The organism is Phaeodactylibacter xiamenensis (assembly GCF_965229835.1).
Classification (GTDB): domain Bacteria; phylum Bacteroidota; class Bacteroidia; order Chitinophagales; family Saprospiraceae; genus Phaeodactylibacter; species Phaeodactylibacter xiamenensis.
The window spans coordinates 6,948,056-6,963,879 of the sequence record NZ_OZ245931.1 but is presented as its reverse complement, the minus strand read 5'-3'; the positions used below and the strand labels follow the sequence as shown (position 1 = coordinate 6,963,879).

Here is a 15,824-nt window from a genome sequence, read left to right as displayed (position 1 = left end):
AATTTCGCTCTAGCTTAACAACTGATAGGCCAGCAAAGCGCTCAGGTAGGCCAGCCCGGTCATAAAGGCAAACTGAATCGCCGGCCATTTCCAGCTTTTGGTCTCCCGCTTTACGACCGCCACCGTACTCATACACTGCATGGCGAAAACGTAAAACAGCAGCAGAGACAGTGCCGTGGCGAGGTTATAGACCGGCTCGCCCGTCAGCGGGTTCCGTTCCTGCGCCATCCGTTCCCGGACCGTAAATTCATCATCGGCCGACCCGATACTGTAGATAGTGGCCATAGTGCCCACAAAGACTTCACGGGCTGCAAATGAAGTGATGAGTGCAATGCCGATTTTCCAGTCATAGCCCAATGGCCGGATGACGGGTTCCACGGCTTTGCCAATATGCCCGGCAAAGGAAGCTTCGATTTTGCGGGAAGCCACCAGGTTGTCTGTTTCGGTTTCATCGAGCTGAAGCTGTTCGGCAGCAGACAGGGCTTCCGTTTCGGCAGCAGCCATTTCACCCGGAGGCCCATAGCTGGCCAGGAACCAGAGGATGATAGAAACGCCCAGAATAATTTTCCCGGCTTCCACCACAAAGGACTGCACCTTTTCCCAAACCGTCAGTCCCACATTACGGACCACAGGCACCCGGTATTCAGGCAGTTCGAGCATAAGAAAGCTCTGTTCGCGGGTCTTCAGGATGAGCTTGAATATATAGGCCGCCCCCAGGGCGCTTACGATGCCGAGCAGGTACAAGCCCATAAATGCCAGCCCCTGCATATTGAAAATGCCGAGCACCGTCCTGGGGGGTACTACAAACCCGACCAGCACCGTGTAGACCGGAATCCGGGCCGAGCAACTGATAAACGGCGTCACCAGAATCGTAATCAGCCGTTCCTTCCAGTTGCCAATCGTGCGGGTACTCATGATGGCAGGAATGGCGCAGGCCCCACCCGATACCAAGGCAACGATACTCCGGCCGTTCAGCCCAAAGGATTGCATGACCTGATCAAACATGAAAGCAGCCCGGGCCATGTAGCCCACTTCTTCCAGTATGGCAATGAGCAAAAACAGTATAGTGATCTGTGGGATAAAAACCAGGACCCCTCCCAGCCCGGCAATGATGCCGTCCGTCAACAAATCAGTAAACCAGCCCGCAGGCAGAATTTCCCGCACCTGATCGCCCACAAAGGTAAAAAAGGTCTCAATCCACTCCATAGGTGTGCCTGCCCATGCGAAGATAGCCTGAAACACCAGCAGCATTAGCCCGAAAAAGATGAGCGGGCCGAAAAAACGATGCGTCAGTACGGCATCCAGGCGCTCAGTGATACCCTTTTCCTCGCTATCGCCGGACTTAAGTGCCGACTTGACCACCGGCGTAAAGCGGTCGAAGCGCTGCATCGTTTCCCCAACCTGTGAGCTAAGGGATACAAACCCATGTTCTTCGCTTGTATCCTTCAGCAAAGCCCGTTGGGCTTCCGACAAAAAGGGCAGCCACTCATAATGATGAGCGATCAGAAGCCCCTGATAGGTATTAGCGCCCGGCACTATGGCTCTGGCAGCATCGGCCAATGCTTTTTCCTGTCCGCTCATGCTGAAGAAGGGGGAGGAAGCCTTATACGAGCCTGGCTTCGCAATCATTTCTTCAAGCAGGCGCTTTAAATCGTCCACTCCTGCACCGGTCCGCCCACTGAGCATCACCACAGGGACGCCCAGGCCTTTGCGCAGCAGTTCAGTGGATACTTCCAGCCCCTGTTGCTCAGCTACATCAGACATATTCAGTGCCAGTACAAGCGGCAGCCCAAGATCCCGTAGTTGAGTGAGCAGCAACAAATGTTTCTCCAGCTTCGTCACATCCGCCACGTATACCACGGCATCCGGGTAATTCTCGTCATTAGGATTGGAAAGAGACTGTACGACAATACGCTCGTCGATGGATGTGGGGTAAAAGCTATAGGTGCCCGGGAAGTCAATGATACTGACCTCCTGCCTGTTCCCGAGCACAAGCTTTCCGACTTTCTTATCGACGGTAACGCCTGGAAAGTTGCCCACTTTCTGCCGCAGTCCGGTAAGCTGATTAAAGAGTGATGATTTGCCGCAGTTGGGGTTTCCCAACAGGGCGATAGTGAACGTCTTTGTCATTGGAAAGGGATACCTGATTACTTCAACACAATACTCGCTGCCTCTGCCTTACGTAGCCCCAGCAAAACATTATCAACTTTAACGTAGCAACCACCGCCAAAGGGCGCTTTACGGATGTATTCGATCCGGCTGCCCGGCAAAACCCCCATCGCCATTAACTTACTGCCGATGCGCTCATTGGAAAAATGAGAGACTTCGCCCTTTAAGCCAGGCTTGGCTTGGTTGAGTTCGTTTTGCTGCCCTACTGTTGCTACCACGCCCTTTCTTTTTATTTAATCCAAATAATAAAACACAAAAGTAACACCAAATTAAAGGGCGAGATCAGCACAGGAAGTGATTATTATCACTTGAAGGTCAAAAATACCTAATCGGGGTGTTTTTTATACCTAATACTAGGTACTTTCTCTCTCTTTTTGGTCACTAGTACCTCAAGCCACTTAATTCTGTGCAAACCCGAAATCTTCCATCGATACTTTCAGAGGGATACACTGATCACAGGCGCACAAACGGCATTTGTAAGAGGCGATGATCTCGGCAATCTTGCGGTTGCGGCACACCCGTACCGGCACCCGAAGCAGCACAGTAGGGTCTTCAATGCTAACGTAGACCAGATTCACGATAAACAACCCATCCCGTTCCACCACTTCGGTATGAACGGTGGTGAATTCAGGCATCAGGTCTTCCGGGCGGTCCGGTAGCGCTGCGAGCCGTTCCTCCTCGTATTGCGCCTCAATGAAGTCATTGATCAGTGCACTGTACCCTATTCCTTTTTCTTTGTCCATAGCCTTTCATAAGTTTTATTGGCAGCAAGTATTCGCCTGCTATCGCAATCATGCTTTCCTTACTGACAACGCGAAAATGGCAAAAGTTTTATTTAGACTACGTCCAGATAGTAAGATTAACCAAAAAATACCGAATGGTAGGGAGGTAGGGTACCGAATGCCCTGCATGCTCAGGCTGCCAGGGTTTACGCCAGCCTGCCGAGGCTTTAAGCTGAAGCCAGCTGCCAGCTTCGGAGCTGTTGAGGAGACGGTTGGATCTCGCGGTTTTTTGTTAACTTACTGCATCTTAAATCATTCACTCAACCCTACATCCATCCTTTATGAAATACCTGCCCTTGCTTTTGCCGCTATTTTTCCTCTTTGCCTGCACAGATAGTGGCAGCGATGCCCAAATCACCGGTACGTGGCAGGGTGTCAGCTGGATCGTAAACGGGGAGACATCCGGCCGCAACGCCAATCAGGTTACGTTTACATTTGAGCCCACCGGTACTTATACTGGCGCTTTTGGCACACAGGAAGAAGCGGGGACCTACCGCGTGGAAGGCAATAAGCTGTACACGCATGCTGAGGGTCAGGCTGAGAAAATGGTAGAAGTTGCCGTTTCAGGCGCAGATACGCTCCGGATGAATATGAACCGGGCCGGTACGCCGGAGGAATTAGTGCTGGTAAAAGAGTAAGCTATGCCGTGAGCCAGTGTACAACGTGTAAGAGGCAGATCTGACTTTTTACTGTTCCTTTCTGATAAAGATTGGCTGCTTTGCTTTACACTTACAAAAAGGATTTTCTGAGCGCTTTCGCCCGACAGCCGCCCAAGAGACCTAAATCCCCAGAAAAGCATTAAGGCTTTCCCGATACTGTTTCCCCAACGGCACATCAAAGGCCCCAACATGAACAATAGCGTCTACGAAATTAGCAGACCGGAAGTGCCGGAGCCCAATCACATACTGCCGGTGCACCTGCAGGAAATCCCGGGGCGGCAGCGTAGCGAGAAACTCCTTAAATGTGGAGCGGATAAAGAAACGCTCGGATAGCGTATAAACCCAGACATAATTACCATCAGACTGAGCGTAGACGATATCTGTCAGTCCCACTTTGTAGTAGGTCTGCTCCTGTTTGAGGAGAATAAAAGGTGAAGTAATTTCCCTCTTTGCCACCTTTAGGCTGTCCTTCTCCAGTCCGGAAAGTGCAAGTTCAATGGCAGACCTTAGCGTTATGGGATGTACAGGCTTTACCAGATAGCCAATGCTGTTAGGCAACTGCTGTGTTCTGTTGTATAAAGCCTCACCGGCAACGGAAATAAATAGTATGGGGATAGAAAGGTGCGCAACTGCCTCTGCAACATCTATCCCTAACAGTTTTCCCTTTAGGTGCATATCCAGTATAATCAGATCAGGGGGCAACGTCAATATCCGCTGTAGAGCCTTCTCCCCATTTTCCAGATGGGAGATATTGTGGTATCCCAACTCCTTAAGTAACATCTCCAGCTCCAGGGCGAAAGAGTAATTATCTTCAACAATGAGGATTTCAACCGGTTTGCCTCCCATAAATTATAAGTATTGACGCTGTGCAAATGAACTGCTCCCTTTAGCCTCTGCCAACGGAATCTGAACCGTAAACTGCGCTCCGCCCCCCTCGCCTTTGCGCCAGCCCACCGGAGTTTTATTGACCTCGGCCAGGGAAAAAACAAGCTGCAGCCCCAGCCCAAAGCCTTTTTCCTGTGCAGTACCCGGTGTGGAGGTTTTCAAGCCCTCCCCTGCTTCTATTTGCGCTATGATGGCTGCGGGCAATCCAGGCCCGGTGTCTGCCACACAGAGCAAGGCATGCATAGGGTCAGCCTGCTCCGTCCATACCCTGACCCGCCCGCCTTCGGGCGTAAACTTGATAGCGTTGTCCAGCAGGTTGCGGAGGATGACGCCCAACATGTCCCGGTCGCAATGACAGCGCAAATCCTGCAGTTGGCTATCCTCAAGGGTAATACCTTTGGCACTCGCCCGAATGATGAAGAAAGCCAGGGTATCCTGTACAGCCTGCCTGAGGTAAATATCCACCGGGCGGTATTTCCGGCCCTTTTGCTGGTTGAGCGACCAGTGCAGCAAATTTTCCACGAGATGCAGGAGCTGACTCGCGTCCTCCTCTATTTTGCGCCCAAATTTCTGCAGCCCCTCGTAGTTCTGCTCTCCCAACAGGTAGTTCACCTTCCTGGCAATACCCCGGAAGCCCATTGCCGGTACTCGCAGGTCGTGGCCAAGGATAGAAAAAAGCTGATCTTTCGTTTGGTTGAGCACTTGCAAATCGTCCCGCTGCTGCTCAATAATTTGCCGCTGCCGCCGGGTGTAGAAGGCAAAAACCACGCCTGTTATCCCGAGCAATGCGGTGGCCAGGGCGATCGCAAGGTTACGGCTTGACTCTGCTTTGAGCACCGCTTCCCGTTTTATTTGCTCTGCTTCAAGTTCCTGTTTCTCCAGCTCAAATTCGAACTCCTGGTTTTGCACCTTCAAGTCCGTAATACTTCGGATTTGATTAACCGTATCGGACAGCCAGCGGTAGTCCCCGAACAGGGCTACTGCCTGAGTGTATTGCTTATTGCCTTCGTAGGCTTCCAGCAGCACGTTCAAGGCACCCAACGCATCCCCGTAGCGCTTGACATTCAAAAAAGCCTGATAAGATTCGCGGGCCAGCGTTGACGCTTCTTCATATTGCTCGGTGCGAAGTGCCCAACGGGCTTTGGTATCTTTGAAAAAAAGCAAGTGCTCCTTTCCTATTCCACTGTCTATTTGAGACGCTGCCTCCTGTAGGGCCAGACCAGCCTCTACGGCCCGCCCCATTTCCGTAAGAATAAGGGCGCGCTTGATCAAAGCCTGTACCGTGAATCCCAGAAAACCATTACTTGCCGCAGTGCTTAGCACTTCCTCGAGCACCTTCAGCGCCTGCTCTTTATCCCCGAAGTAATACCAGGCAGAGGCTTGAATCGACAAAGCATTGAGCAGTCCTTCCACCTGCCCGGACTCTTTCGCAGTACCGACTGCTTCTTCAGCGTAGGATAAGGCTTCATTATGAGCGTACTGATCCATTTTGAGACTCGCCAGGCCTGTGAGAATATTCGGCAAAGCGGTCTTATAGCCGTAGGCTTTACACAAGCGGTAAGCTTGCTCGTAACTTTGAAAAGCACTAACCAATTCGCTATTGTTCTCCTGTAGATCTGCAATCGCCTGAAGCGTTGTAATCATTTCCGGTATAGCTCCCTGCCTTTCCCGAATGCTATATACGCGCTTGTAGGTAGCCAGGCTCTCTTCAGGATTGCTTCTTTTCAACAGCACGGCTTTGTTGAATAGCGGGCGCAGCAGGTTTGTCGTGTCTTTCAGCTCGCTATACATTTTCGCACTAATGTCATAGTAGACAATCGCAGAATCCGAAGTCCCCTGATAATGATAAAGGGTACCCAGCTGATTGTTAATGTAAGCCTGCTGAGGCTTTAGGTTTTTTGCCCGGGCTGCTCCCAATTGTTCCTGATAAACAGCCTTGGCTTCGACCTGTTTGCCCATCAGGCTGAGCATCACACCACTTTTAGTGCACGCCATGATGGAAAGGTCATACAAGCCTGCCCTTTCATAATATCGGCAGGCCTCCTCAAAGCCTTGGCTTGCCTGCTGATGATCGCCGCTCAGATAGGACAAACTGGCCTCTTTCTCACAGACATAACCGATAGTAGCGGTATCTTTAACGGCAGTGGCCAGTTGCCGGAGTGCTTCGATGTACTCACGCGCCAGCGCCTGATCGGTTTGCAGCTTCTGGTCTATCGCTGTTTTGTACAGGTCGATTTTAGCTTCCGGGCTACCCGCTCGTTCAATCACGTTATATAGGCTATCCCTGAATGTGTTTGAAGTGTTTTGGCTACTGATTGGGAAGACCATCAGTAGCAGAAGTACTGTAGTTAGTAACTGGTGCATATTGTTTAGTTTCTGCGGGCGTCCTTGATTTAAGCTCGTAGACAGTCCTGCCAGAGCTGTGAAACTAAGAAACAGGAAGGGAATTCACTACTTTGAGAAAGAAACCAGCGCGTTTTCTGTTCTGGCTACTCTTCAGTAAACACAGACCGTACTGTTTCTCATTTCCACTGACTATTTACAAAGCAAACGAAATACCACAACTGATGATTTGTAGAACCGCTGGTCTAAAAAAGAGTTGATTTTTACCTCGGGATTTTACTACTAGAAAGATACTCATTTGCTTCCAAAGTGCCAATTCTACATTCTTCTTTTATCACAAAAATCCGAATATTCGTCACCAATAACAGTGCATACATCACAATGCTGCTGCTTGCCCTCAGGTTAATTATAAACTGACCTTTCGCACGCGAAAGATTTGGAAAATTGATTAATAATGTTGGGGCAGTTATCTTGCAGCTCAAAGGAGCGCAAGATGAAAGACCCAAAGTTACTTGACTTGTATTCGGACTACCTGCTGGCATCGTTTCGCATGGCGACAGCCACCGGCTTGTCCGAGCTGACCGATCAGGCACTGAGCCATGACAAGATCAGCCGTTTTTTAGGGCAGGAAGCCTTCACGGCAAAGGACTATTGGCGTTGCATAAAGCCTTTGGTACGTAAAGTGGAGCACCCGGACGCGGTCATCAAGATAGATGACACGATCGAGGAGAAGCCGCACTCTACGGAGAATGAAGTGGTCACTTGGCACTGGGACCACTCCAAGAAGCCGAAAGCGGGGCACACCAAAGGGATCAACATCCTGAATTTCCTTTACCAGAGCCCACAGGGCATAGAGCTGCCTGTTGCTTTTGAGATCGTGCGCAAGTCGCAAGAATACGTGGATGCCAAAAGCGGGCAGGTAAAGAAGCGCAGCCCCCGCAGCAAGAACGAGATGCTGCGCGACCAGCTTTTTGCACTTGTCAAATACAACCGCGTGCCCTTCCGCTATGTGGTATGGGACACTTGGTTTGCTGCCAAGGAGAACTTCGAGTTCGTGCATTATGAGCTGGGCAAGCATTTCATCAGTGCCTTGAAGAGCAACCGCAAGGTCGCCCTTAGCATGGAAGACAAGCTGGAAGGCAAGTTCCACCGAGTCGACGGGCTAGAACTGCAAGCAGGCCAGGCCATTACTGTTTACCTCAAAGGGCTGGATTTCCAAGTCCAGTTGGTCAAGCAGGTCTTTATAAACCAAGACGGCTCAACTGGAGACTTGTACCTGGTCACCAACGATCTGGAGCTAAGCGGCCCAGCTATCTGCACAACCTACGGGACACGCTGGGGAGTGGAGGTATTCCACAAATCGCTCAAACAAAACGTGGGGCTGGAAAAGTCCCCCACCAAGCACGAGACATCCCAGTGCAACCATGTTTTTGCTGCCATGATTGCCTGGACTAAACTCGAACTGCTGGCTGCAAAAGAGCAGACCAACCACTTTGCCCTAAAAACCAAAATTTATGTCAATGCCCTCAGGGCGGCTTTTCAAGAGGTGCAAAGGCTCAAAGCCTATGTCCCTAAAATTGGACCGCCGGATGGGCTAGCCACCCCTCTTTTGGGGTAAGGCCTTGATTAACTTGTTCATGCGAGTGCTTTTTCAGTGCCATGCACTGAGTGGGCTTGCTGTGCCAAGCACCCTGAGTACTGCTAATTTTTTCAATTATCATAACCTTTCGCGTGCGAAAGGTCAGTTATAAATTGCCGGAGCAATCATAACAAAAAGGATTGGGCACTAAACATAAAATTATAACATATATGAAGGAGTGTTCTATTTTTAAGTCCGCAGTAAAAGCAGCATTAACTATTTCCATAGGTTTCGATTTGTTTTTCAAAAATGAGTTTCTCATTTTTTGCGACGTAGCGAGCGATTCAATTTAAGCTACATGATCCGGTTGGTCAGGCACCTGAAAATGGTGCAATTCTCCCATTACTTTGCTAAGCTATGTACCGATAACCCCAATAACAATCCATACTTCCCATCATAGCTCTCCATCAGGTATGCCTGATCACCGGATTTTTTGACCTAAGGAACTAAACTTAGCAGAGTGTTGTAAGTGTTGAGACATCGAAAAACCCCGAAAAAAGTCAATATGAATGTTTCTGCAGTTAACAAATCCCCGGCAATTCTTTTTTCGTGACATACAAACAATGCAAATTCAAACATAGTGTTATAAACCCGTCACAAATAGATATCCAATTGACAATATTTTTTCTTAGCAGGCAGGCAACCCGGAAACGATGGTTTTCGCCAGGCAATAAAAACCGTTTTGTATCTTTCCGGGAAAAAGCATATGTTCCGGTTTCTTTTCCTTAGTGCGGTTTGCTTACCGTTGCTATCCAATGCACAAATCATCAACAAGGGCATCGACCTCAGCGGCTTCTCTTTGGACTACCACAGCCTTCCTTTTATCGACCTGGATACAATGAGTAGCCGGCAGGTAACCGTAGACCGGGAGCCCGGTGTATACCTTGGGCATCCAACCACGGTACTCCTGGAAGACGGGCAAACCCTCTACTGCACCTATCCCAAAGGGCATGGCCGCGGGCCTATCGTACTCAAGCGCAGCGATGACGGTGGCCAAACCTGGAGCGAGCGCCTGCCCGTGCCCGCAAGCTGGGAAAGTTCGCTGGAAGTGCCCACCCTTTACCCCGCCGAAGGCCCGGATGGCACCCAACGGCTGCTGCTCTTTTCCGGTCTCTACCCCGCCCGAATGGCTTACTCCGAAGATCAGGGCAGCACCTGGACCGAACTGCAACCGCTGGGCAACTGGGGCGGTATTGTAGTCATGGGCGACCTGGTCCCACTGCGTTCCGGCAAGGGGCACTACATGGCCGTCTTCCACGACGATGGGCGCTACTTCAGCCACCGCGGCAGATCCGAAGAACCTTCGGCTGAAAGGGCCAACAATCAGGCCGAATTCACCCTCTACAAAACCTTTTCCTACGATGGCGGGCTGACCTGGACGGAGCCGGAAGCCATGCTGCAATCCCGTTTCCTCCATCTCTGCGAGCCCGGACTTATCCGCTCGCCGGATGGCGGGCAAATTGCTATGCTGCTGCGGGAAAACAGCCGCCGGATGAACAGCCAGATTATGTTCTCCAATGACGAAGGCCAAACCTGGACCCGCCCCCGCGCCCTGCCCAACAGCCTCAACGGCGACCGGCATCAGGCCATCTATACCCCCGACGGGCGGCTGCTGATTTCCTTCCGCGATATGGCACCAGCCTACTGGCGCTATCAGGCGCTGAAAGCCGAATGTCAGGATTGCGGTACGGCTCAGCTGAAAGCTCAGGCCGGTCCTGCCAGCCCCACCACCGGCGACTGGGTCGCCTGGATAGGCACCTACGAAGATCTCGTGGAAGGCAGGGAGGGGCAGTACCGTATCCGGCTGAAGGACAATACCAAAGGCAGTGACTGTGCCTATCCTGCGCTGGAATGCCTGCCGGATGGTACCATCGTGGCGACTACCTACGGGCACTGGGCGGAAGGGGAAGCGCCTTATATTTTGAGCGTACGAATGAATATGGAAACACTAGTGCCTCATTAGTTAAAACCAGCTACTCACAAAAAAACACCTGTTAGTCACTCCAGAGACAGCGTTGATCACAAATTCCAAATCCAACATGGGAAGATTATTATTTTTGTTATATCAAATGCTAAAGCTTCCTACTCCTAATCAATTAACAATTCAAAGACAATGAAATTAGTGCGATTTAAATCTACTTCTAAATTGTCTGTCTACCTTATCAGCGGTCTAACCCTGGTTTTTTGTATATTTGGGTTTATCGGAAAAACCTCTGCTAACAAATGGGCAATCTCCCAAAGTCAGTTCACCTACGTCAAATATGCGGGAGACTCCGTTTTTGTCCCGTTGGGCAACTCAGATATTCCCATGCCAGGTCAGGAGGGAAAAGTGGCTGATAAAAAAATGCTCTATACCAATAGCTCGCGCAGCGGAGTAGCTGGTTGTCCCTTTGCTGAGGAAGACTCCGAAACGGAGGTATCTTCCTCTTCGAAATGGCTCGACGCTGACTTCCTGATCAAAACTACTATCATTACAGCAATGGCACTGTTTTTGTATTTAAAGCTGCCCCCTAACCAAATATAAAAGCACTACATTTCCATAAGTTCAATAACGTTTGTTTATCAAGCGATTTCAGTTTTCCATTCATTTTTCGCTGCTAAGCTATACCGACGACGAAGTAGTTTGGGACCAAACATGACTTCGTGTCGGCATATACTCGTGCGTCGGGTTTGTGCCTTACGCCCAAACCTCTCCGTTCCGAGTATATTTACACCTATTTGCCCTAGTTTGGTCAATCCGGTCGATCAGATGTTACACCTGACTGCTGTTCTCACTCAGCAATATTGCAAAAGTCGCAGAACAGCTGATTCTACCCAGCACTCAGTTAAATTCCTCTGCCAAATCCTTGCTGCATGTATCGGGTAACACTGATCGCCGGTTTTTTCTCCTTTGTTAATGCCCCCTCCAGAGCATTAATAGTTCTAAGAATCATAGGTACTGTTACTGATCGTGTTCAGTGTAAGAATGCACCTGCTGACTGGTTTCTTTCGGTAGAGTATCTATGTGCGATTTTTCGTATTCCCCCACTCTGGGACCAAATGAAACCGGGTCCTCAATAGTACCACCAATGCAACTAAATTGCTCATATGGAAGCTGGTGCGCATGGAGAACCCTTGTAAATGCGGCTCTCGCCCCTTCATTAAAATTAAAGGAAGGCTCATTAACCCTTCCGTTTTTCTCGCTCCTGTCTGCGATAAAACGTACGGCTGCGCAAAACCTGTCCATGCTATTCGCACCCTCTTTCAGGGATGCTTCCAATATTCCTAAGAGAAAATCTCTTTCGGGGGTGCCGATATAACTCTGAAAGATCTTATCGTTTCTGATTGCTTTCAATACTTCATAGAAAATATCACGGGATCTCTTCGACCTTACTTCATGGTAATCATAATAGCTAAGCGCCCCCAACCTCCGAAGCCCTTCCTTACGGGCATCAGTAGTTAACAGCTCTTTCTTAAGACAATAAGCGTATAATTCTAACAGTTCATCAAGATATTTGTAATTGAGCCCTTCTTTGCAAACCTCAACCATAGCACCAAAAACCAGTTCCGGGAAATCTTCTTCTGTTACGTCTGAGAATAAGGCAGACCTCACGAGGTCGGTCTTTCCCTTCTTATTCACAACAGACGCCATGAAAAGGTAGTTTCTGATCTCCAGCTGGTAATAACGCTTTCTGCTATCCGGCCCTGAATTGCGGGCTTCGCTCTCTAAGTCAAGCTTATCACTCCTAAAAAAGTCATCGTAAAGGGCGGCTGCCCGATTTACCATGGTCGTATCCCCCTCATTAAACAAAGCAGGCTCCTCTAATGCTGACCGAAGGAACTGGTTGACAGCATCTATTTCCTGATCCAAACCACAGCGGCCTGCACCAGGCTTACCTTCTAAAATAGCCTTCCAGGAGTCCATGGTCTCCGTCCAGATTTGTTCTTTATAAAGCTGAACCAGACTCTGCTTTGGGGTATCGCAGATATGCATCAGGTTGATGCTATTAGGATCTTCTATCAATTTCCCCCTTTTCCAAATTAGTTTGGGCAACAGCTGCTTTAAGTCATCACTGCCGTCAATTCGTTGCTTCGTCTTCTCAATCGAATGGTAATCATACATGGCATAGCCTACATTATTACTCAGCAATCCATTGAGCTGCCGGGTGAGTTCGGAAAAGCCCGTACCGGAAACATTATTTTCACTCATGGGACCTTTGCTGCCCAGAACAAATCTCCTGACCGGTACATACTGTCCTTTGCCGTTGGTGTCTCCCAGAGCGTAATCAGGTAGGTCCCGGAAGAAGCACTTTGAGCGGTCTGTGGCTTCCCATTGCCTACCATCGTTATGTATCAAAGTCACCCCAATCTCTTCTTGCTGTAAAGATTTGGGCAACTCCAAAGTGACGGGATAATACTGATATACGCCTGCCATGACCAGACCACACAGTGTCATAGCCCCTGCTGCGACCCTTCCATTTCGGATAAAATGCCAGGTCTTGGGGGCAATATACAGGGTAGGGGCAAACCATATATCCTTGGTATTAAACCAATTGGACAAAGAAGCTAACTTCCAGACCTTCGCCAGGCTTACGCCTAAAAACCCCATACCCGCTGCTACTATGCCTTCTGCAGCATATTGCATCCAGGAAAAAAAGGCTCCGCTTCCATTCATACCCTGTGAAGCGTTAAGCCAGTGCCGACCCATCAATGTCATCACTGCGATAGCTGATATGAAACCAATCGCCCACCCATTGGACTCTGTCTTTTTCAGGGTTTGTTTCTTAAACCGTAATTTTCGCTGCCCATTATGAGCCTTACCCAGGTAATCAATGGCAGGAAATTGATAACTAAAGGCATATTCTAAATCCTGGCCCTCTTCAGGTTTGATTACAAAGGAAAATGACTTGAGTGCCCGAATCCCCACATGATCTGCATATTGAAGGGGAAGATCGCACTGCAGGCGATACGTACGCCGAATGCCCGGATCCAGTACTTGTCCCGTGCAGCTACTCGAGCGGTCTTCATCCATTAGCTGAGCGGGGATATCGACTGACTCCGCTTTCTTACCGAAATGGATCACCATCCGCTTCAGATAATAGGAAGGATCCTCTCTGAGCGTGGAAATCTCAAGTGGAATTTCCAGAACTGTATGGTTATCGAAATAACGAATACCAGCTCCTCCTGATTTGGCGATTTGGATGTGCATAAATGTCTAACTTTATGGAAATTTCGTATCAGTCCCAACTGCGCTTTTGAAACCAGCGGGATAGATGCTAATTCAATAGCAGCGCTCAAGGTAAAAGGAAAAGACAGATAAGCCACAAACCCCATTGTAGTACTTCGCGGACCTGCAACATGAAGTTAGTACGGAATTTTATCTTTTTTGTTTCATTATCTTGTTTTGTCTGCCCAAATTACAGCATAAAGGCGGCAGAGTGCCTGTGCCCTAAGGGTAATCGCCTTACGCAGGGACAGTGGGGAAAGCACCTCCACCGTTTCCCCAAAGGACAAAAGCTGATTTTCCAGCTCTACATTATGCACGAGGTAGTAAGCAAAGATCACGCTTCCATCAGCAGCCTGTTCATGCACATGCTGTGACGGGTGGAGCGGCTTGGTCTCAATGTAACGAGCCCGCTCCGGAGTCGCCTTGAGCAGTACAGGCTCCGGTTGCCGGCCGGTAGGAACGGACACTCCAATGACCGCCTCGAAGAATTGCTGTGGCTGAAAACCCGGATTTTCGATAAAATCAGCGAGCAGGTAAACCTCTGCCTGCCGGATACGGTCAAAGGCATAGGTCCGGATGCATTGCGCCTCATGGTCGTGAGCAAACAAAAACCAGCGGTTGTTATACTCCTTGACCAGGTGCGGGCTGACGATACGGCGAAACTTATACCCTTCCGGCACCTTAAACGGGTGATAGTCGAGCAACAGGCAGCGCTGATCGCGGCAGGCGCGGTACAGCAGATCAAGCCATTCCAGTCCAAGCCCCACCATATTGTCCTCCAACTGCAGCACGGTGCGCTCCGAGGCCGGCCGGACCCGCAGGGCCTCCGAGACTTTGGCAACCACCTGCTCCACGCCCTGCACCTGTGGGAAGCCACGGAACTGCCGCAGCAAACTCATAGCCTCCCGCAGTGCTTCCACGTCTGCCGTGCCCAGTGGCATTTGAGTGATGGAAAAACCCGGGTCGCTGTACGCATAGCCTGCCTCCCTCGGGTCCCATTGGATGGGGGCCCGGTATCCGAGTATACCACTCCGCATATTTCGAATATCCTTTTTGATGGTATCTCTCGATGGAGCGGCGCGGTCTTCGCCTTCGTACTCCCGCAGTTCCTCCCCACAGGCTTGTGCCAGCTCTTGCCAGGTCCAGTAGCGCTTATTGCGGCGGCTCAGGCACCGGTCGATTGTCCGGTAGCGGATCATTGCGTGCCGATTGGTTGCCATATATTCTTATTTGGGCCGATAACTTAACACTTTTTTCGCAGACCATTGCATCCCGCGTACCTACAGTACGCAGGGCCGGGGTAGGTTTGTGGAAAAACAAAAAGACATGCGTATCATTCACTCTGTTTTTGCGCTGTTTGCGCTGCTGATGATCGTCTCCTTTACCCCTTCTATTGATGGCTCCAGCGAGGAAAACTTTCAGGCTTCTGTCAAAAAAATGAAGGAAGGGCTTTCTGATGAAGACAAAGCGGCCTTTGAAGAAGCCCTGCAACTCATGGCTATGGATGGCTTCAGTTTTGCTGACCTCCTGCAAGGAGAAAAAGGCGCGGAAAAAATACTCGAGGACTACACCGAGGCTTTGGATGGGCTCACTGCCAGCGAAGTCATTGCCAAAGGTGAAGCCATTAAAGCGGAACAGGAACGCAAAAAGAAAGAACAGGCCCGATTGGAGATCGAAGAACTCTACCAAAAAAAGCAGGATGCCGAAACGCAAAAGGAACAATTACAGGGTTTTGAAGTAACACAATCTAAATTTTACAAACGCAAAGACTACTTCGGCTCCCCGGAACCCATCATCGAGCTTACCGTAAAAAATGGCACTTCATCTGCCATATCCCGGGCATACTTTAAAGGTACACTGGCGAGCCCTAACCGATCTGTGCCCTGGCTTACAGATGACTTCAACTACCAAATAGCCGGTGGGCTGGAGCCGGGAGAAAGTACGACCTGGAACCTGGCGCCCAATCAGTTCTCCGACTGGGGTACGGTAAATGCGCCCAAGGATGCGATACTTACGGTGGAAGTCCTCCAAATTGACGGCCCAGATGGGGAAGCCCTATATTCCACCCTGGAGTTCGGAGCAGAAGAGGCGGAACGGCTCCATACCCTTCTGGAAAACTACCCCGAATTCCAACAGTAATC

12 protein-coding genes are annotated in these 15,824 nt (G+C 49.9%); 5 read left to right on the top strand and 7 right to left on the bottom strand.

Features of this window, described 5'->3' with window-relative positions:
- Positions 1-9 precede the first annotated feature (9 nt).
- From feoB to ACO08I_RS26925, 3 genes are all read right to left on the bottom strand, one after another.
- Positions 10-2,130: a ferrous iron transport protein B gene (gene feoB, locus ACO08I_RS26935; RefSeq protein WP_044223713.1), complete on the bottom strand. Its 2,121-nt coding sequence runs from the start codon at positions 2,128-2,130 to the stop codon at positions 10-12.
- 17 nt (positions 2,131-2,147) lie between these two features.
- On the bottom strand, positions 2,148-2,387 hold the full coding sequence (locus tag ACO08I_RS26930; RefSeq protein WP_044223711.1) for a FeoA family protein: 240 nt from the start codon (positions 2,385-2,387) through the stop codon (positions 2,148-2,150).
- 180 nt (positions 2,388-2,567) lie between these two features.
- Positions 2,568-2,912 (bottom strand): hypothetical protein, encoded by a 345-nt coding sequence (locus tag ACO08I_RS26925; protein ID WP_044223709.1) that lies wholly within the window; start codon positions 2,910-2,912, stop codon positions 2,568-2,570.
- 320 nt (positions 2,913-3,232) lie between these two features.
- Between ACO08I_RS26925 and ACO08I_RS26920 the strand changes: the two genes are divergently transcribed.
- On the top strand, positions 3,233-3,589 hold the full coding sequence (locus tag ACO08I_RS26920) for a lipocalin family protein (protein WP_044223707.1): 357 nt from the start codon (positions 3,233-3,235) through the stop codon (positions 3,587-3,589).
- A gap of 141 nt (positions 3,590-3,730) precedes the next feature.
- Here ACO08I_RS26920 and ACO08I_RS26915 read toward each other — a convergent pair whose 3' ends face one another.
- Together ACO08I_RS26915 and ACO08I_RS26910 are read right to left on the bottom strand one after the other, a co-directional pair.
- The gene (locus ACO08I_RS26915) at positions 3,731-4,456 is read right to left on the bottom strand and encodes a LytR/AlgR family response regulator transcription factor (protein WP_044223705.1); all 726 of its coding nucleotides are present in this window, start codon (positions 4,454-4,456) and stop codon (positions 3,731-3,733) included.
- Positions 4,457-4,459: 3 nt separating this feature from the next.
- Positions 4,460-6,859, bottom strand: coding sequence for an ATP-binding protein (locus ACO08I_RS26910; RefSeq protein WP_081968820.1), 2,400 nt, complete (start codon positions 6,857-6,859; stop codon positions 4,460-4,462).
- Between the two features lie 472 nt (positions 6,860-7,331).
- Between ACO08I_RS26910 and ACO08I_RS26905 the strand changes: the two genes are divergently transcribed.
- The 3 genes from ACO08I_RS26905 to ACO08I_RS26895 all read left to right on the top strand — a co-directional run bounded on the left by ACO08I_RS26905 (position 7,332) and on the right by ACO08I_RS26895 (position 11,001).
- A complete protein-coding gene (locus ACO08I_RS26905; protein ID WP_421946784.1) occupies positions 7,332-8,456 on the top strand; it encodes an IS701 family transposase in 1,125 nt (374 codons plus the stop codon).
- A gap of 727 nt (positions 8,457-9,183) precedes the next feature.
- Positions 9,184-10,440, top strand: a complete 1,257-nt coding sequence (locus ACO08I_RS26900) for a sialidase family protein (RefSeq protein WP_421947664.1) — start codon at positions 9,184-9,186, stop codon at positions 10,438-10,440.
- 150 nt (positions 10,441-10,590) lie between these two features.
- A complete protein-coding gene (locus ACO08I_RS26895; protein ID WP_421947663.1) occupies positions 10,591-11,001 on the top strand; it encodes a hypothetical protein in 411 nt (136 codons plus the stop codon).
- 417 nt (positions 11,002-11,418) lie between these two features.
- Here the strand turns inward: ACO08I_RS26895 and ACO08I_RS26890 are convergent, their stop codons facing one another.
- A complete protein-coding gene (locus tag ACO08I_RS26890; protein WP_421947662.1) occupies positions 11,419-13,665 on the bottom strand; it encodes a hypothetical protein in 2,247 nt (748 codons plus the stop codon).
- Between the two features lie 185 nt (positions 13,666-13,850).
- Entirely contained in the window at positions 13,851-14,903 is a 1,053-nt protein-coding gene (locus ACO08I_RS26885) for a helix-turn-helix transcriptional regulator (protein WP_421947661.1), read from the bottom strand.
- Between the two features lie 106 nt (positions 14,904-15,009).
- On the opposite strand from ACO08I_RS26885, the gene ACO08I_RS26880 reads away from it, so the two are divergent.
- Positions 15,010-15,822, top strand: coding sequence for a DUF6694 family lipoprotein (locus tag ACO08I_RS26880; RefSeq protein ID WP_421947660.1), 813 nt, complete (start codon positions 15,010-15,012; stop codon positions 15,820-15,822).
- Positions 15,823-15,824 lie beyond the last annotated feature (2 nt).